Genomic DNA, 17,007 nt, shown 5'->3' on the forward strand with positions numbered 1-17,007 from the left:
GCGCGGGGCGCGCGGCGGCGCGGGGCGCGGGGAGGGCCCGGTGCCCAAGATCTGCGCAACTTCGGGGATGTTGCTGCCTCTCGCGCGTCGGAATCAGCAATATCCCCGAAGTTGCGTGGATATTGGCGGGCGCTGGGCAGGGCTGGGCAGGGAAAAGCCGACCGGAGGCACCCCGTGTGGGGTACCTCCGGTCGGCTATGTCGGTCGCGGACTTAGTTCGCCATCAGATCGGCGCCACGCCAGGTGAACTCGGGGTCCGTCGCGAACCGAACGGTGATCTTCACGAGATCCTCCGCGTACTTGTTCGCGTGGTGCCCACAGAACACCAACTCGCTCCCACCCGAGAGAGAGATACGGAGCTTGCCGGCAGCATTGCAGCGGTCGCACCGTTCATCGGCGGCTGGGGGAGCCACCGTCTCGGGCGGCGGCGTGAGGGTCGGGGTCATCGCCTTCCTCCTCTGGTCGTCACCGATGAACAATCTCTTCGGTCGTTGCTCACCTATCGTGCAACACCCGTGCTGGGCCTTGCCTTCCCTGTGTGCCCGCGGGGGACCGAGGTCACACATGGCAGGGACAGTGTGCCGTGAACCCAGGGTGCCACGTCAACGATCACATTCGTGTATCCGGACGATCACCACCTGGCGTTGCACGCCAGGTGGTCAAAACGACACGTTCGGTTGACGAAACAGGCTCAGTCCAGGTAATCCCGGAGAACCTGTGACCGGGACGGGTGTCGCAGCTTGGACATCGTCTTGGACTCGATTTGGCGGATCCGCTCCCGGGTCACCCCGTAGACCTGCCCGATCTCGTCCAGCGTCCGCGGCTGACCGTCGGTCAGGCCGAAGCGCAGCCGTACGACGCCCGCCTCACGCTCGGAGAGCGTCTGCAGCACCTGCTGGAGCTGGTCCTGCAGGAGCGAGAACGAGACGGCGTCGACGGCGACCACGGCCTCGGAGTCCTCGATGAAGTCACCGAGCTGACTGTCGCCCTCGTCGCCGATGGTCTGGTCCAGCGAGATGGGCTCCCGAGCGTACTGCTGGATCTCCAGCACCTTCTCGGGTGTGATGTCCATCTCCTTGGCCAGTTCCTCCGGAGTGGGCTCGCGGCCCAGGTCCTGGAGCAGCTCACGCTGTATGCGGCCGAGCTTGTTGATGACCTCGACCATGTGCACCGGGATACGGATGGTGCGGGCCTGGTCGGCCATGGCGCGGGTGATGGCCTGCCGGATCCACCAGGTGGCGTACGTGGAGAACTTGTAGCCCTTGGTGTAGTCGAACTTCTCGACCGCCCGGATGAGACCGAGGTTGCCCTCCTGGATGAGGTCGAGGAAGGCCATGCCGCGTCCCGTGTACCGCTTGGCCAGGGACACGACCAGACGGAGGTTCGCCTCGAGCAGGTGGTTCTTGGCGCGCTCGCCGTCGCGGGAGATCCAGCCCAGGTCGCGGACCATCTCCCGGGCGAGCTTCTCCTCGCCCTCGTCGGCCGCGCGCAGCTGCTCGGCGGCGTAGAGCCCGGCCTCGATCCGCTTGGCCAGCTCCACCTCCTGCTCGGCGTTGAGCAGCGGGACCTTGCCGATCTGCTTCAGGTACGCCCGCACGGAGTCGGCGGAGGCGGTCAGCTCGGCGTCGCGCCGAGCCTGCTTGAGCGCCTCGGACTCCTCGTCGTCCCACTCGAAGTCGTTGTCGGTGGCCGACGCGGCGGCGTCGGTCTCGGCGGCCTGGGCCAGCTCGGCCGGCTCCTCGACCACCACGTCCTCGATGGTGGCGGCGAGCTCCTCCGGGTCGATTTCACCCTCGGCGCCCTCGCCCTTGCCGGCTGCCTTGACCGGCTTGGCGCCGGCCGCCGCGGCCACGGTGGCCTTGGTCGCGCGGGTGGACTTGGTCGCCTTGGCCGGGGTGGCTGCCGCGGCGGCGACCCCGGCGGTCTTGCGAGCGGCCACCTTGCGCGGGGCGGGCGTCGCCGCCGCCTCGTCGGAGGCGGGCGCCTGCTTCGGGGCGGGCGCGGCGGCCTTCTTGGTCGTCTTGGCGGTGGTGGCTCGGGACGCCGGGGTCGTCGAGCGAGCTGCGGCGACCCGGCGGCGGGTGCTGGCCGAGCCGTCCACCACCACGGTCACTCCCGCCTCGGAGAGCGCCCGCAGGATCTTCTTGGCCTGGGCCGGAGTCACCTCGGCGGTCTCGACGGTGCGCGCGAGCTGAGCCGACGTGAGCTGACCGCCAGCGCTCTGCGCATGGGCGATCAGGGTGTCGGTGAGCGAGCGAACGTCGGCGCCGGGCTGGCGGGGTTCTGTCACGAATGACCTTCCGGAGGCGAAGAGCGGGCACGGCCGGGTCGTCCGGCACGGCGGGTCAACCGGGCCGGGCGATGTGGTTGAGGAACCCCCGTGTCCCGGGCCGGCCGGTGGTCTCGGCGGCCCGCGGCGCGTGGGTAGGGGTGAATTGTAACGCCGTCTGCGGCGATCATCCTGCGCCGCACGGCGTAACGGCGGCGGGACCGCCGATTCGGCGCAGATGTGGACTTTGTAAGGATGATACTCGCGCACGGCCCGCAACGCCCCGGTCGTGCCGGAAGGGGACCCTGGAATGGACCGTTCGGCACCGTTAACGCGGGAATTGTTGGCGATCGCGATCGAGGTGGCGCGGGACGCCGCGTCGACCGCGTACCGGATGCGGGTCGAGGGAGTTTCCGTGGCGGCGACCAAGAGCACGGTCACCGACGTGGTCACGGCCGCCGACCGGGCCGTCGAGCGCCAGGTCCTCGACGCCCTGCGCCGGCTGCGACCGGGGGACGCGGTCCTCGGCGAGGAGTACGGCACGACGGACACCGGTCCGGTGGCACCGGGCGGGGTGCGGTGGATCGTCGACCCGATCGACGGCACCGTGAACTACCTCTACGGGTTGCCGTACAGCGCGGTGTCGCTGGCCGCCGAGGTGGACGGGACGGTGGTCGCCGGCGTGGTGCGCAACGTGCACACCGGTGAGGAGTGGACCGCCACGGCCGGCGGCGGGGCGTGGCGCGACGGTGTCCGGCTGCGCTGCTCGGGTGAGACCGACCTGGGGCAGGCGCTGGTCGGCACCGGTTTCGGCTACGACGCCGGCCGTCGGGCGCACCAGGCGTCGGTGGTGGCCGGACTGATCGCCTCGGTACGTGACATCCGTCGCCTCGGCGCCGCCGCGCTGGACCTCTGCATGGTCGCGGAGGGGCGGCTGGACGCGTACTTCGAGAAGGGGTTGTCGGCCTGGGACCAGGCCGCCGGAGGCCTGGTCGCCGCCGAGGCGGGCGCCCGGGTGGCCGGCCTGGCCGGTCGCCCGGCGGGCCCGGACCTGGTGATCGCGGCCCCGCCGGCCCTCTTCGCCGGGCTGCACGACCGGCTGGCCGCCCTGGACGCCTCCGGCGGCCCCTAAGGTGGGACTGCCGGTCAGGCCGTCACTTCTTGGGGCCGGGGGACGGGCAGGAACCCGGCGGCGCGACCGGCGGGCCCAGGTCGCCGAGGGACTGGTTGACCTCGGTGGTGGTGGCGAGCTGCTGGAAGCCGTTGCCCAACACCACGTCCACGGTGTCGTCGGTGCGCTTGGGGTCGTAGACCGGATCGGCGTTGTCCAGGAAGTACGCCTTCAGCAGGTGGGCGGAGCTGACACCCTTGGGGCCGAACTTCAGCACGGCCACGTCGTCGATGCCCTTGGGCGCGTTGCCGACCTTCTTGACCTGGAACTTGCGGTTCCGGAAGTCGTCGGCGACGGCGCTCGCCCGGCCCGGCTCGTCGGTCGCGTTCAGGACGTTGATCTTGACGTCCTTGGTCTCGTGCAGGGTGACGTCGGCCAGCGGCCAGCCGTCCGGGCAGCTGCCCGCCGCCCCGGCCTTGCCCTGGCTGTCCCGGACGATCGCGGTGATCACGAACGCCAGCGCCAGGACCCCCAGCAGGCCGACGACGACGAGTGCTCGCACTCGCGCAAAACTCATCTGGGCGCTCCCCGGAGCTGAGGTGGGTGGTGGCGGCCGCCAACGATCGCGCTGACCGCCGGCCGTCGAATACGCCGCTGAGGTTAACGGTTGTCCGGCCGTCGCGTGGAAACAGTCCGACATGCCGGCGCGCCGACCGCGAACCGGGTACTACTACCCCTATCTTCGTGTCGCCTGAATCACATTGGGAACAACTTCGCGTGCGGGGGCGTACATCTCAGCCGCAAGGGCGGTATACATGCCTCGCCCAAGGGGGGGTAAGGTTCCGCGCTCGCAGGGGAGTGGCCCCAGCGGTCCCGACCCGTACGGTCCGCGGGTCGGGTGCCCGACACAAGTGGTTGCCGGCCAGCGGAACCGAAACAGCGTCGTCCGGCGTTACAACCGGAAGCGACAACATCGATATGGGAGAGTGACATCCGATGGCCACCGACTACGACGCCCCGCGTCGCGACGAGGTCGACCTCGGCGAGGACAGCCTGGAAGAGCTCAAGGCCCGGCGCGTCGACTCACAGTCGGGCGCGGTGGACGTCGACGAGGCCGAGGTCGCCGAGAGCTTCGAGCTGCCCGGTGCCGACCTGGCCGACGAGGAGCTCACTGTCAAGGTGCTACCGATGCAGCAGGACGAGTTCCGTTGTGCCCGCTGCTTCCTGGTCCACCATCGCAGCCAGCTGGCGGTCGAGCGCAACGGCGAGCTGATCTGCCGAGAGTGCGTCTGACACGCACGACACCGGCGGCGGCCTCCTGATCGGGGCCGCCGCTACCGGTGTAGGCGTGCGACGCCGGTGGGTACCTGCTTGACTCGTAGCGGGTAGCCACAGCACCGGGAGGTTCCACCCATGAGCGATCGAGGCGACACCACCGACGGCGGCGCGGACGACCTCGGCGCCACCGTCGCGGCGTTGACCGAGGACGACATCGCGCCAGCCCGGCGACGCCAACTACTCACCCGGATGGTGTCCCAGGCCCGCAGCCGGGGCATCTCCGACCTGTTCAAGCCCCGTGCCGCGGTGCGCTGGATGGTCGACACGGTGGCCGAGATAGCCCCGCACGTGCCGGTCCGGGACCTGGCCACCCTGCGTCGACACTTCCCCGGCCTGGACGACGCCGCCCTGGCCGAGCGACTGATCCGCAACGCCTCCCGCACCACGGCCGGGATCGGCGCGGCCGGCGGGGGAGTCGCCGCCGTCGAGTGGACGGTGGCGCCCACGCTGCTCTCCGCGCCCGTGCTGCTCGCCGCCGAGACCGTCGCCGTTGTGGCGGTGGAGCTGAAACTGATCGGTGAGCTGCACGAGATCCACGGCGTGTCGTTGCCCGACGCCGGCAGTCAGCGGGCGGTGGCCCTGGTGCACTCCTGGGCCACTCAGCGCGGGGTCAACCCGATGGTGCCCGGCGTGGGGGTCGGCGCGGTGCTCGGCACCGCCGCCCGCAAGGAGATGCGGGACATGCTGCTGCGGCGCTTCGGCCGCAACCTCACCACCCTCGGGCCGTTCCTCACGGGCGCGGCGGTGGCCAGCTTCCTGAACCGCCGGGCCACCCGCCAGATGGCCGACCAGCTCCAGGCGGACCTGCGTCGTCGCGGCATCGCCCGGCCGGCGTCACCGCCGGCCCTGCCCGGCCCGCCCACGGGCACCTGAGCGGGCCCTGGGCGGCGTTCAGCCCGGCTCGCCGGCCGTGGTGTCGGCGGGCCTGGTGTCGGCGGGCCTGGCGGCGTCCCGCGCGGCCAGCAGCGCCTCGGCCAACTCGACCGGACGCCGGCTGCTCACCACCCAGAACGGGGTCGGGTCGGCCGGGTCGTCGAGCACCACCTGCACCGCGCCGCTGATCCACGGCCGCTGCACCACGAAGGCGAGCGGGTCCGCGCCCACGCCCAGCACCTCACGACGCCCGGAGGCGTCCAACGGGACCACGTCGCCCACGAAGCGCGCCGGCAGCCGGGCGTCATCCACCCGCAGCTCACCGTCGACGACCGCCACCCCGATCCGGCCCAGCCACCACAGCCCGACGGCGGTGACCGGCAGCAGCACGGCGAAGGGCACCCAGGCGCGGGCGCCGGAGCCACCCATCCAGATCTCGACCGCCAGCAGTCCGGCGGCCACCAGGCTGATCAGCCACAGCCACCAGGGCAGGTCCAGCCGTTCGGCGTACGCCGGGCGGGCCGGAACCCCTGGCCGATCGGCGGACGGGGAGGGCGACATGCTCACTCCTGCGAGGGTACGGCGCACGGCGGGCCGGCCAACCGGCAGGATGGCAGGGTCACCGGAGACAACCGGACCGAAGAGGGGACCCGTGACCGACGTCGTACCCGTGCCCGTACGGCTGCTCGATGCCGAGCTGCCGATGCCCACGTACGCCCATCCCGGCGATGCCGGGGCCGACCTGGTGGCCGCCGCGGACGTGGAGCTGCCGCCCGGCGGCCGCGCCCTGGTGCCCACCGGCGTGGCCGTCGCCCTGCCGGACGGCTACGTGGGCCTGGTCCATCCCCGGTCCGGCCTGGCGGCCAGGCTCGGCGTGACGGTGCTCAACGCGCCCGGTACGGTCGACGCCGGCTATCGGGGTGAGATCATGGTCAACCTGATCAACCATGATCGGGACACGCCCGCGAAGATCTCTCGCGGGGACCGGATCGCCCAGCTCGTGATCCAGCGCGTGGCACGGGCGCGGTTCGAGCCGGTGGCCGAGCTGCCCGGGTCCACGCGTGGTACCGGCGGGCACGGTTCGACCGGTGGGCACGCTCAGCTGGTGCCGTCGCCGGCCGGCGGGCAGACGGAAGAAGTGGCAGGGTGATCGTGAACAGCGGAGGGTGGGCGCAGTGATCTTCTCCCGAAAGCGGGCCGACGCCGGGCGGCACACCCGCGACGAGCGGGGCACCGAGGTCCTCGACGAGGGCGGCGCGGCGGCGGCGCTGGTGCGCGGGCCGTACGACATCTCCGAGGTTGACGACGAGGTGCAGCGGCTCGACCTGGGCAGCCTGCACATTCCGGCGGTCGCCGAGGTGGAGGTGCGGGTGCAGGCCGACCCGCAGGGCGTGATCCAGCAGGTCGTGCTGGTGCACGGGGACAACGCGTTGCAGCTCGGCGTCTTCGCGGCCCCCCGGTCCGAGGGGATCTGGGACGAGGTGCGCGAGGAGATCCGGCAGTCGCTGCTGCGGGACGGCGCCTCCGCGCAGGAGGTCGACGGCGAGTACGGCACGGAGTTGCACGCCCAGGTACGGACCCCGGACGGCCCGACCAACCTGCGGTTCGTCGGCGTCGACGGGCCGCGCTGGATGGTCCGTGGCGTCTTCCAGGGGCCGGCGGCCACCGATTCGGCCAGCTCGGGCCCGCTCGCCGAGTGCCTGGAAGGCCTGGTGGTCGACCGTGGCCAGGAGGCGAAGCCGGTCCGTGAGCCGTTGCCGCTGCGACTGCCCCGCGAGATGGCCGACCAGGCCGAGGACGCGTCCAGCGAGCCCCGCCAGGTCTGAACGACCGCGTCCCGGCCCGCCGGAACCGACCCCGTCGGCGTACGCTGGCGGGACGGTTCCGGCGTCGCCGGAGCCGGGCTGGTCCCGGCGAGCGTGGAGAGGGTGACGCGGAGGTCATGACGACCGACGAGAGCAAGGTGTCGCTGCGGCGCATCCTGCAACGGTTCACCGCCAGCGAGGCCGAGATCGACGCGCAGGAGCTGCGGCAGGAGAGCGCCGAGTGCGGTGGCGTCCTGGCCCAGCAGTGCTCCCGGGGTCAACTGGTCTCGGTCGCCGGTCGGCTGCGCACCGTGGTCTACACGCCGCGCACCAACCTGCCCACCCTGGAGGCCGACCTGTACGACGGCAGCGACGTCGTCACCCTGGTCTGGCTGGGCCGGCGGCACATCTCCGGGATCGAGCCGGGGCGGCACCTGACCGCTCGTGGCCGGGTGGCGATGCGCGACGACCGCAAGGTCATCTACAACCCGTACTACGAGCTGGACTCGCCGAAGTGACGGCGCCGGGGACGGAAGGCCGGTCATGACGACGGGACAGGACCGGGCGGCACAGCCGGAGACTCCTGCCGAGGACGACGAGGCGCTGCCGACGATCGCCGAGCAGATGGCCGACCAGCTCGGCGGCTGGCGTGGGCTGGTCGAGTCGAGCATCCCGGTGGTCGTCTTCGTGGTCGCCAACATCATCGGTGACCTGCGGCCCGCCGTGATCGCCTCGGTGGCCGTCGCGCTGCTGATCGCCGGGTTGCGGCTGGCCCAGCGCCGGCCGATCCGACATGCGGTCAACGGTCTGTTCGGCGTCGGCATCGGCGCCGCCATCGCGTGGCGTACCGGCGATGAGCGCGACTTCTACCTGCCCGGCATCCTGTACGGCATCGGCTACGGCATCGCCCTGCTGATCTCGGCGGCCGTCCGACAGCCCCTCGTCGGTTGGATCTGGTCGGTGCTGGTCGCCAAGGGCCGTTCCGAGTGGCGGACCGACCCGAAGTTGGTCCGCATCTTCACCCGGCTGACCGTGCTCTGGGGCGTGGTGTGGCTCGCCAAGGTGGGCGTGCAGGCCGGGCTCTACCTGGCCCACCAGGACACCGCGCTGGGCGTGGCCCGGTTGGCGCTGGGCTATCCGCCGTACGCGCTGTTGCTGCTCATCACCGTCTGGACGGTGCGCCGGGTCACCCGGGAGCCGCAGCCCACCCCGCTGCCCGGCGCCTGAGCAGGGCCGGCGCCGGGGACGGCTCAGCGTGAGCCGCGGGTCCGCTCGACGCTGTCCGGGCCGAGGATGACCGCGCGCACGTCGTCCTCCACCTCGGCCGTACAAACGAAGATCAACTCGTCGCCGGCCTCGATGGGGTCGTCCGGGCTGGGCACCAGGACACGCTTGCCGCGCAGGATCGCCACCAGGGCGGAGTCGCGGGGCAGCGGCACCGCGTGCAGGGGCTGACCGACGTACGGGGCGGTCGGCGGCAGGGTGATCTCGACCAGGTTGGCCTCGCCCTGCCGGAACGTCATGAGCCGGACCAGGTCGCCGACGGTGACCGCCTCCTCGACCAGGGCGGCCATCACCCGGGGCTTGCTCACCGCGACGTCGACGCCCCACTGCTCGGTGAAGAGCCACTCGTTCTCCGCCCGGTTGACCCGGGCGACCACGCGGGGCACCGCGAACTCGGTCTTGGCCAGCAGCGACAGCACCAGGTTGGTCTTGTCGTCGCCGGTGGCGGCGACCACCACGTCACAGCCGGCGACGTTCGCCTCCTCCAGGCTGGCCACCTCGCACGCGTCGGCGAGCACCCACTCGGCGGCGGGCACCCGGTCCGGTCGGAGCATCTTCGGTTGACGCTCGATCAGCATCACCTGGTGGCCGTTCTCGATCAGCTCCTGGGCGATCGAACGGCCCACGTTGCCGGCGCCGGCGATGGCGATCCGCATGGCTCAGTGCCCTCCTTCCGGCGGCGTTGCCGCCACCGCCGTGACCGCGGCCACGATGTCGTCGCTGACCAGCATGAACACCTGGTCACCCTCCTGCACGAGGGTGGACGCGGTGGGCAGCGTTCCGATGCCGAAGCGGATCAGGTAGGCGACCCGCGCACCCGAGGACTGCTCCAGCACGTGCACCGGGTGACCGATCCACTCCCGGTGCACCGGGACCTCGACGATCGACACGGTGCTGGTCGGGTCGCGGAAGATCTCCACGTTGCCCTCGGGCACCAGGTGCCGCAGCATCCGGTCGGCCGTCCACCGCACCGTTGCCACGGTGGGGATGCCGAGGCGCTCGTACACCTGCGCCCGGCGCTGGTCGTAGATCCGGGCCGCGACCCGGGACACGCCGAAGGTCTCGCGGGCCAGGCGGGCCGAGATGATGTTGGAGTTGTCGCCGCTGGAGACCGCCGCGAAGGCGTCCGCCCGCTCGATGCCGGCCTGGCGCAGCACCTCGCCGTCGAAGCCCGCCCCGGTCACCGTGATGCCGGCGAAGTCGGGGCCGAGCCGGCGGAAGGCGTCGGCGTCCTGATCGATCACCGCCACCGAGTGTCCCCGGGACTCCAGGCTGTGGGCGAGGGTCGACCCGACCCGCCCACATCCCATGATCACGACGTGCACGCTGTCCCTCCCAAGGTGCGTACCGTTCCCGCTACCGGTGGCCTTCGAGTGCGAGCCTGCCACGTCCCGGTCGAGAGCGGGGACCGACCGTACCCCGCCGCCGTGCACGGCGATGATCGCCCACCCCCGCGTTCGCACCGTGGTGGTCGTACTCTTGGCGTTCGTGGCCAGTCCCACCTCGCTGCTGAAGCGGCTGCTCCTCGGTCGACCGTTCCGGTCCGACCGCCTGCAGCACACCCTCCTGCCGAAGCGCATCGCGCTGCCCGTGTTCGCCTCCGACGCGCTGTCCAGCGTCGCGTACGCGCCTGACGAGATCCTGCTGACCCTGTCGATCGCCGGGGCGTCGGCGTTCGTGTTCTCCCCGTGGATCGCCTTCGCGGTCGTCGTGGTGATGCTCACGGTGGTGGCCAGCTACCGGCAGAACGTGCACGCCTACCCCTCCGGCGGCGGCGACTACGAGGTGGCCACGGTCAACCTCGGCCCCAAGTTCGGCATCGGCGTGGCCAGCGCCCTGCTGGTCGACTACGTGCTCACGGTGGCCGTGTCCGTCTCCTCGGGGGTGGCCAACCTCGGCTCGGTGGTCCCGTTCGTGGCCACCCACAAGGTCATGATCGCGGTCCTCGCGGTGATCCTGCTGACCGCCGTCAACCTGCGCGGGCTGCGCGAGTCGGGTACCGCCTTCGCCATCCCCACCTACGGCTTCGTGATCGTGATGGGCGGAATGCTGCTCACCGGGCTGTTCCGCGTCTTCGTCCTGGGCGACGACCTCCGCGCGCCCAGCGCCGACCTGGTCATCCAGGCCGAGCACAGCGTGACCGGCTTCGCGCTGATCTTCCTGCTGCTGCGGACGTTCAGCTCGGGCGCGGCCGCGCTCACCGGCGTCGAGGCGATCTCCAACGGCGTCCCCGCGTTCAAGGCGCCGAAGAGCCGCAACGCCGCCACCACACTGCTGCTGCTGGGCGCGATCGCGGTGAGCCTGCTCGTCGGGATCATCTGGCTGGCCCGGCTGACCCACCTGCAGTTCGTCGAGGACCCCGCCCTGCAGATCGTCTCGGGCCCCGAGGGGTACGTGCAGAAGACGGTCACCACCCAGCTCGGCGAGACGGTCTTCGGCGCCGGCTCGATCCTGCTCTACGTGGTGGCCGGGATGACCGCGCTCATCCTCTTCCTGGCCGCGAACACCGCGTTCAACGGCTTTCCGGTGCTCGGCTCGATCCTCGCCCAGGACCGCTACCTGCCCCGCCAGTTCCACACCCGGGGCGACCGGCTGGCCTTCTCCAACGGCATCACGTTCCTCGCCCTCTTCGCGATCGTCCTGATCGTCGGCTTCCAGGCCGAGGTGACCCGGCTCATCCAGCTCTACATCGTCGGGGTGTTCGTCTCGTTCACCGTCTCCCAGGCCGGCATGATCCGGCACTGGAACCGGCGGCTGCGCACCGAGCGGGACCCGGAGGCCCGCAAGCGGATGCACCGCTCCCGGGCCATCAACACGTTCGGCATGGGCCTGACCGGCACGGTGCTGGTGATCGTCCTGATCACCAAGTTCCTGCTCGGCGCGTGGATCGCGATCGCCGCGATGGCGGTGATCTACGCGCTGATGCTGGCCATCCGCCGGCACTACGACCGGGTCGCCGCCGAACTGACCCCGCCGGACGAGAGCCGGGGCGTGCTGCCCGCCCGCAACCACGCGATCGTGCTGGTCAGCAAGCTGCACCAGCCGACGTTGCGGGCCATCGCGTACGCCCGGGCCACCCGCCCGGACACGTTGACCGCGGTGACCGTCAACGTGGACGAGAAGGACACCCGCGACCTGCAGGCCGACTGGGAACGGCGGGAGATGGCGATCCCGCTCACCGTCGTCGACTCGCCGTACCGGGAGATCACCCGACCGATCCTGGACTTCGTCGCCTCCACCCGCCGTACGTCGCCGCGCGACGTGGTCACCGTCTTCATCCCCGAGTACGTGGTGGGTCGCTGGTGGGAGAACCTGCTGCACAACCAGAGCGCGCTGCGCCTCAAGGGCCGGCTGCTCTTCGAACCGGGGGTCATGGTGGTCAGCGTGCCGTGGCAGCTCGCCTCGACCGCCAGCAAGAACCTGGACCGGCTCGACGCCACGCTCTCCAACACGCCGGCGCGTGGACCCCGGGGCACCGTGCCGGCGGCGGTGGCCGCGCCGCCGCCCGGCGAGGCCACCCCGGCGGGCGGCGAGACGCTGGGAGAGAGCCGTGACTGAGCGTACGACCGCGGGTGCGGCTGCGGCTGCGGCCACGGCCCCGGCCCCGGCCTCGGCATCGGCATCGGCCTCGGCCTCGGTTTCGACGGCCGAGCGGGGCCTCGGCGAGGCGGAGCGGGTCGAACTGACCGTCGACGCGGTGGCCCCCGGCGGGCACTGTGTCGCCCGGGTGGACGGGCAGGTGGTGTTCGTCCGCCACGCGCTGCCCGGGGAACGGGTGATCGCCGAGGTCACCGAGGTGCACCGGGGGTTCGTCCGGGCCGACGCCGTGACCGTGCTGGACCCCTCGCCGGACCGGGTGCAGCCGCCCTGCCCGTACGCGAAGCCGGGCGCCTGCGGCGGGTGCGACCTGCAACACGTCGCCCCGGCCGCGCAGTTGGCCTGGAAGACCGCCGTGGTGCGGGAGCAGTTGGCCCGTCTCGGCGGGCTCACCGACGTCGAGCTGGATCGGCTCGGCGTGCAGGTGGAGGCGCTCCCGGGCGGACCGCTCGGCTGGCGTACCCGGGTCCGCTACGCGGTTGACGCCGCCGACCGGGCGGGCCTGCTCAAACACCGCTCGCACGAGGTCGTGCCGATCGACCGTTGCCGCATCGCCCACCCGGCCATCCAGCAGCTTGCGGTGCTCAGTCCGGCCGGTGCGCGCTGGCCGGCAGCGGAGGCGGTGGAGACCGTCGTCAGCGGCGGCGGGGACGTGAGCGTCGCCGAGGTCCGCGACGGGGTCGTCACCCCGGTGAGCGGGCCCACCGAGGTCCGTGAGGTGGCCGCCGGGCGGGACTGGGCGCTGCCCGCGTCCGCGTTCTGGCAGGTGCACCCGGCGGCGGCCGACACGCTGAACACGGCCGTGCTGGAGCTTCTGGACCCCCGACCGGGCGAGGTCGCCTGGGACCTCTACGGGGGCGCCGGGCTGTTCGCCGCCGGGCTGGCCGCCCGCGTCGGCGCGTCCGGTCGGGTGACGTTGGTGGAGGCCTCCGCGCAGGGTGTCGCCGCCGCCCGGGAGAACCTGGCCGACCTGCCCCGCGTCGAGGTCGTGTCGGCGCGGGTGGAGACCGCGCTGGCCCGCCGACGGATCACCGGCCCGGTCGACGTGGTGGTGCTCGACCCGCCGCGCTCCGGCGCCGGCGCCCCGGTGGTGCGCGCCCTGGCCGCCGCCGGTCCACGGGCGGTCGCGTACGTGGCGTGTGATCCGGCCGCCTTCGCCCGGGACGTCCGCACCTTCGCCGAGATGGGCTGGCGGCTGACGGCGCTGCGCGGCTTCGACCTGTTCCCGATGACCCAGCACGTCGAGTGCGTCGGACTGCTGCTGCCGCCAGCCTGACCAGGTGCTCAGCGGGCTGCTCCGCGGCAAGCGGCTCGGGCCAGGCTGCGGAGTACCGGGCGGCCGATAGACTCTCCGGTCATGAGCGTTGAAGAGGACACGGCCAACCACGGTCGGCTGCTGGAGACGGTCCGAGGTCCGCAGGACGTCAAGCGGATGTCCGGCGAGGAGCTGGATGTGCTCGCCGCCGAGATCCGGGACTTCCTGATCGCCAAGGTCTCCCGCACCGGCGGGCACGTCGGGCCTAACCTCGGCGTGGTCGAGCTGACGCTGGCCATGCACCGCGTCTTCGACTCCCCCCGGGACCGGCTCCTGTTCGACACGGGCCACCAGGCGTACGTGCACAAGATCCTCACCGGGCGGCAGGCCGGCTTCGACAAGCTCCGCCAGCGCGGTGGCCTCTCCGGCTACCCCAGCCAGGCCGAGAGCGAGCACGACCTCATCGAGAACTCGCACGCCTCCACCGCGCTCTCCTACGCCGACGGGCTGGCCAAGGCGTACGCCCTGCGCGGTGAGCAGCGCAGCGTCGTGGCCGTGGTCGGCGACGGCGCGCTCACCGGCGGCATGTGCTGGGAGGCGCTGAACAACATCGCCACCGCCGGCAACTCGCTGGTCATCGTGGTCAACGACAACGGCCGGTCCTACTCGCCCACCATCGGCGGGCTGGCCGACCACCTCTCCTCGCTGCGACTCAACCCGGGCTACGAGAAGGTCCTCGACACGGTCAAGGACGCCCTCGGCTCCACCCCGTTGGTCGGCAAGCCGATGTACGAGGTGCTGCACGCGGTCAAGAAGGGCATCAAGGACGCGGTCGCCCCGCAGGCCATGTTCGAGGACCTGGGCATCAAGTACGTCGGCCCGGTGGACGGGCACGACGTAGCGGCCGTCGAGTCGGCCCTGCGCGCGGCGAAGAACTTCGGCGGCCCGGTGATCGTGCACGCCGTGACCCGCAAGGGGTACGGCTACCGTCCGGCCGAGGAGGACGAGGCGGACTGCCTGCACGGCCCGAGCAGCGCCTTCGACGTGGAGACCGGCACGCTGCTGGCCGCACCCTCGGTGAAGTGGACCCACGTCTTCGCCGACGAGCTGCTGGCCATCGCCGACGATCGGCCCGACGTGGTGGGCATCACCGCCGCCATGGCCGAGCCGACCGGCATCGCCAAGCTGGCCCGCAAGTACCCCGAGCGGGTGTACGACGTGGGCATCGCCGAGCAGCACGCCGCCACCTCGGCGGCCGGCCTGGCGCTCGGTGGCCTGCACCCGGTGGTCGCCGTCTACGCCACGTTCCTCAACCGTGCCTTCGACCAGGTCCTGCTGGACGTGGCGATGCACAAGCTGCCGGTGACCTTCGTGCTGGACCGGGCGGGCATCACCGGCCCGGACGGCCCCAGCCACTACGGCATCTGGGACATGTCGGTCTTCGGGGTGGTGCCCGGTCTGCGGATCGCCGCTCCCCGTGACGCCGTCACCCTCCGCGAGGAGCTGCGCGAGGCGGTCGCCACCGACGACGGCCCGACGGTCCTGCGCTTCCCGACCGGCGCGGTCGCCGCGGACCTTCCGGCGCTGCGCCGGGTCGGCACCGTCGACGTGCTGGCCGAGTCGGCGCGTACCGACGTGCTTCTCGTCGCCGTCGGTTCCTTCGGCCAGATGGGCATGGAGGTCGCCGCCCGGGTCGCCGAGCACGGCTACGGCGTCACCGTGGTCGACCCCCGCTGGGTGCGTCCGGTCCCGGCCGAGCTGGTCGACATGGCCGCCCGCCACCGCCTGGTGGTCACCGTCGAGGACGGCGTCCGCGTCGGCGGTGTCGGCGACGCTATCGGCCAGGCGATGCGCGACGCCGACGTCCGGGTGCCGCTCAAGGACCTGGGCGTACCGGCCGACTGGCACCCGCACGGCACCCGCGCGCAGATCCTCGCCGACCTCGGCCTGACCGCGCAGGACGTGGCCCGTGACGTCACCGGCTGGATCTCCCGCCTGGACGCCACCCCGGACCACCTGACCCCCACCAGCAACACGGCCGCCCAGAACTAGCCCCGGCTCCACCGACGGCGGGCGCCCCCAGGGGCTGCCCGCCGTCGTGCGTCCGCGCCACCCCGGCCGCGTCCCCGCGCGACCTCCCGCCCTCCCGCCACCCTCCCGCCCTCTCGCCGCGCGCCGATCTTGCACTTTCGGTTGTCGAAGCGCACCCTTTTGCGCCTTATGTCGCAGCAGAAAGTGCAAGATCGCCGGGCCGGGCCGGGCCGGGGCGGGCCGGGTGGGGTGGGGTGGGGTGGGGGTTAGCGGTGAGGGCTTACTGAGCGGTAGTGGGTTTTGTCGGTGTTGGCGAGGCTGTAGGTCTGGGTGTGGGACGGCTCCGGCACGACCACCAGGCCGGGGCGTTCCACCAGCAGCGGGGTGCCCGGCGGCACGGAGAGCGAGCTGTCCCGGGTGGCCCGCCAGCTGAGCACCAGCAGCGGCTGGTTGGGGATCGGAAGCTGGTACGTCTGCAACGGGGTGGCCCGGTCGGCCGGCGACACCACCGGGGCGCTCCCGTCCGCCGGCCGGTAGACGACGGCGGTCATCGTGCCGGCGTCGGTGTCCCAGCTGAGCTGCTGCAACTCGGCCGGCTCGCCGCCGCCGAGCGCCACCTCGCCGAGCGACCGGACCGAGAGCTTCGCCATCGGCCAGGACGTCGGTACCGACTTCGGCGCGTCCCGGTCGCCGATCCGGCGCGGAATGCTGCCGAAGGGGCCCCGCTCGCCGGCCAGCACACAGGTGTCCAGGCCGGTGAGCGCCCGCCGGCCGGCGCCGGACTCGTCCCGTACCAGCGGATAACGCGGGTCGGTCGTGCCGGTGCCCAGATCGAGCAGCCGGTCGGCGGCCCGCCCCCGGGGCAGTGACTCGGTGGCGCGCAGGGTCGCCGTCACGCCGACCGCGGTGCAGGCTGGCACGTCGACCGGGGCGCTGAGGCCGTCGGTGACGGCCAACGCCCGACCCTGCGGCCCGAGCAACTGCTGCACCCGGGCCGAGACCAGGTAGCGCCGACCGCCGGGCGTCTGGACCGGCAGCACGTCGGAGTAGACAAGGTAGCCGGGGTCGGTGTACTCGGTGGCGCGGCTGATCGCGTACCGGCCGCCGTCACCGGTGAGTTGCAGCAGCCAGGACGCGCTCTCGCCCGGCACGTCGGCCGCGACCAGGGCAACCGGGGTCCCGTCGACGCGTCCGGAGAAGAGGATGCCGGACGATGGCAGGTGCGCCCGGTCGTCGTCCGGTGACCGCCAGTCGCGTACCGCCTCGGTGACCGCCGTCGTCGCTGCGGCGTCGCCGGACAGATCGCCCCGGGGCGGCCACACGGCCAGCGTGCCGTCGAGGCTGTCGTACCCCACCCGCAGGTCGCGAGGCGCGCGGTCCGCGACGGGACCGCACGCGGTGCTGACCAACAACGCCGTCAGCAGGGCGGCGAGCATCCTGCCGT

The 17,007-nt window shown here is 72.2% G+C and carries 17 protein-coding genes; 10 read left to right on the forward strand and 7 right to left on the reverse strand.

The annotated features are described in order from the left end of the window. Nucleotides 1-212 precede the first annotated feature (212 nt). Both AB0B55_RS08225 and AB0B55_RS08230 read right to left on the reverse strand, forming a co-directional pair. Nucleotides 213-446 carry a hypothetical protein gene (locus AB0B55_RS08225; protein WP_355053276.1) on the reverse strand — a complete coding sequence of 78 codons (234 nt, stop codon included), beginning with the start codon at nt 444-446 and terminating at the stop codon, nt 213-215. Between the two features lie 245 nt (nt 447-691). Then, nucleotides 692-2,290 carry an RNA polymerase sigma factor gene (locus tag AB0B55_RS08230; RefSeq protein WP_357122711.1) on the reverse strand — a complete coding sequence of 533 codons (1,599 nt, stop codon included), beginning with the start codon at nt 2,288-2,290 and terminating at the stop codon, nt 692-694. Nucleotides 2,291-2,579: 289 nt separating this feature from the next. Here AB0B55_RS08230 and AB0B55_RS08235 point away from each other — a divergent pair, with 289 nt between their 5' ends. Continuing rightward, nucleotides 2,580-3,401 (forward strand): inositol monophosphatase family protein, encoded by an 822-nt coding sequence (locus tag AB0B55_RS08235; RefSeq protein WP_357122714.1) that lies wholly within the window; start codon nt 2,580-2,582, stop codon nt 3,399-3,401. Nucleotides 3,402-3,423: 22 nt separating this feature from the next. Here the strand turns inward: AB0B55_RS08235 and AB0B55_RS08240 are convergent, their stop codons facing one another. Beyond that, nucleotides 3,424-3,942 (reverse strand): LytR C-terminal domain-containing protein, encoded by a 519-nt coding sequence (locus tag AB0B55_RS08240; protein WP_357123363.1) that lies wholly within the window; start codon nt 3,940-3,942, stop codon nt 3,424-3,426. A gap of 434 nt (nt 3,943-4,376) precedes the next feature. Between AB0B55_RS08240 and AB0B55_RS08245 the strand changes: the two genes are divergently transcribed. Both AB0B55_RS08245 and AB0B55_RS08250 read left to right on the forward strand, forming a co-directional pair. Then, complete coding sequence (locus AB0B55_RS08245) at nt 4,377-4,673, forward strand: DUF4193 domain-containing protein (protein WP_007075406.1); 297 nt, start codon at nt 4,377-4,379, stop codon at nt 4,671-4,673. Between the two features lie 120 nt (nt 4,674-4,793). Beyond that, a complete protein-coding gene (locus AB0B55_RS08250; RefSeq protein ID WP_357122717.1) occupies nt 4,794-5,591 on the forward strand; it encodes a hypothetical protein in 798 nt (265 codons plus the stop codon). Between the two features lie 18 nt (nt 5,592-5,609). Here the strand turns inward: AB0B55_RS08250 and AB0B55_RS08255 are convergent, their stop codons facing one another. Continuing rightward, nucleotides 5,610-6,152, reverse strand: coding sequence for a DUF3093 domain-containing protein (locus AB0B55_RS08255; RefSeq protein WP_357122720.1), 543 nt, complete (start codon nt 6,150-6,152; stop codon nt 5,610-5,612). A gap of 91 nt (nt 6,153-6,243) precedes the next feature. Here AB0B55_RS08255 and dut point away from each other — a divergent pair, with 91 nt between their 5' ends. From dut to AB0B55_RS08275, 4 genes are all read left to right on the forward strand, one after another. Continuing rightward, a complete protein-coding gene (gene dut, locus AB0B55_RS08260) occupies nt 6,244-6,741 on the forward strand; it encodes a dUTP diphosphatase (RefSeq protein ID WP_357122724.1) in 498 nt (165 codons plus the stop codon). Nucleotides 6,742-6,766: 25 nt separating this feature from the next. Beyond that, the gene (locus AB0B55_RS08265) at nt 6,767-7,417 is read left to right on the forward strand and encodes a DUF3710 domain-containing protein (protein WP_357122727.1); all 651 of its coding nucleotides are present in this window, start codon (nt 6,767-6,769) and stop codon (nt 7,415-7,417) included. A gap of 116 nt (nt 7,418-7,533) precedes the next feature. Further along, the gene (locus AB0B55_RS08270) at nt 7,534-7,914 is read left to right on the forward strand and encodes an OB-fold nucleic acid binding domain-containing protein (RefSeq protein ID WP_357122730.1); all 381 of its coding nucleotides are present in this window, start codon (nt 7,534-7,536) and stop codon (nt 7,912-7,914) included. Nucleotides 7,915-7,939: 25 nt separating this feature from the next. Further along, nucleotides 7,940-8,623: a DUF3159 domain-containing protein gene (locus AB0B55_RS08275; RefSeq protein WP_357122733.1), complete on the forward strand. Its 684-nt coding sequence runs from the start codon at nt 7,940-7,942 to the stop codon at nt 8,621-8,623. Nucleotides 8,624-8,646: 23 nt separating this feature from the next. Here the strand turns inward: AB0B55_RS08275 and AB0B55_RS08280 are convergent, their stop codons facing one another. Both AB0B55_RS08280 and AB0B55_RS08285 read right to left on the reverse strand, forming a co-directional pair. After that, nucleotides 8,647-9,336, reverse strand: coding sequence for a TrkA family potassium uptake protein (locus AB0B55_RS08280; protein WP_355053285.1), 690 nt, complete (start codon nt 9,334-9,336; stop codon nt 8,647-8,649). A 3-nt stretch (nt 9,337-9,339) separates the two neighbouring features. Beyond that, nucleotides 9,340-10,005: a TrkA family potassium uptake protein gene (locus AB0B55_RS08285; protein ID WP_357122736.1), complete on the reverse strand. Its 666-nt coding sequence runs from the start codon at nt 10,003-10,005 to the stop codon at nt 9,340-9,342. A 163-nt stretch (nt 10,006-10,168) separates the two neighbouring features. On the opposite strand from AB0B55_RS08285, the gene AB0B55_RS08290 reads away from it, so the two are divergent. The 3 genes from AB0B55_RS08290 to dxs all read left to right on the forward strand — a co-directional run bounded on the left by AB0B55_RS08290 (nt 10,169) and on the right by dxs (nt 15,584). After that, entirely contained in the window at nt 10,169-12,238 is a 2,070-nt protein-coding gene (locus tag AB0B55_RS08290) for an APC family permease (RefSeq protein ID WP_357122739.1), read from the forward strand. 124 nt (nt 12,239-12,362) lie between these two features. Next, the gene (locus AB0B55_RS08295) at nt 12,363-13,553 is read left to right on the forward strand and encodes a TRAM domain-containing protein (RefSeq protein WP_357171577.1); all 1,191 of its coding nucleotides are present in this window, start codon (nt 12,363-12,365) and stop codon (nt 13,551-13,553) included. Nucleotides 13,554-13,634: 81 nt separating this feature from the next. After that, nucleotides 13,635-15,584 carry a 1-deoxy-D-xylulose-5-phosphate synthase gene (dxs, locus tag AB0B55_RS08300; protein WP_357122743.1) on the forward strand — a complete coding sequence of 650 codons (1,950 nt, stop codon included), beginning with the start codon at nt 13,635-13,637 and terminating at the stop codon, nt 15,582-15,584. 245 nt (nt 15,585-15,829) lie between these two features. Here the strand turns inward: dxs and AB0B55_RS08305 are convergent, their stop codons facing one another. After that, the gene (locus AB0B55_RS08305; RefSeq protein WP_357171578.1) at nt 15,830-16,999 is read right to left on the reverse strand and encodes a hypothetical protein; all 1,170 of its coding nucleotides are present in this window, start codon (nt 16,997-16,999) and stop codon (nt 15,830-15,832) included. Nucleotides 17,000-17,007 lie beyond the last annotated feature (8 nt).

Origin of the sequence: Micromonospora sp. NPDC049107 (assembly GCF_040648595.1) — a bacterium.
Lineage (GTDB): Bacteria > Actinomycetota > Actinomycetes > Mycobacteriales > Micromonosporaceae > Micromonospora.

Bases quoted from the DNA above. Each gene is read 5' to 3' on its own strand.
- AB0B55_RS08225 (WP_355053276.1), bottom strand. From the start codon at position 446: ATGACCCCGACCCTCACGCCGCCGCCCGAGACGGTGGCTCCCCCAGCC.
- AB0B55_RS08235 (WP_357122714.1), top strand. From the start codon at position 2,580: ATGGACCGTTCGGCACCGTTAACGCGGGAATTGTTGGCGATCGCGATC.
- AB0B55_RS08245 (WP_007075406.1), top strand. From the start codon at position 4,377: ATGGCCACCGACTACGACGCCCCGCGTCGCGACGAGGTCGACCTCGGC.
- AB0B55_RS08250 (WP_357122717.1), top strand. From the start codon at position 4,794: ATGAGCGATCGAGGCGACACCACCGACGGCGGCGCGGACGACCTCGGC.
- AB0B55_RS08255 (WP_357122720.1), bottom strand. From the start codon at position 6,152: ATGTCGCCCTCCCCGTCCGCCGATCGGCCAGGGGTTCCGGCCCGCCCG.
- AB0B55_RS08270 (WP_357122730.1), top strand. From the start codon at position 7,534: ATGACGACCGACGAGAGCAAGGTGTCGCTGCGGCGCATCCTGCAACGG.
- AB0B55_RS08275 (WP_357122733.1), top strand. From the start codon at position 7,940: ATGACGACGGGACAGGACCGGGCGGCACAGCCGGAGACTCCTGCCGAG.
- AB0B55_RS08280 (WP_355053285.1), bottom strand. From the start codon at position 9,336: ATGCGGATCGCCATCGCCGGCGCCGGCAACGTGGGCCGTTCGATCGCC.
- dxs (WP_357122743.1), top strand. From the start codon at position 13,635: ATGAGCGTTGAAGAGGACACGGCCAACCACGGTCGGCTGCTGGAGACG.
- AB0B55_RS08305 (WP_357171578.1), bottom strand. From the start codon at position 16,999: ATGCTCGCCGCCCTGCTGACGGCGTTGTTGGTCAGCACCGCGTGCGGT.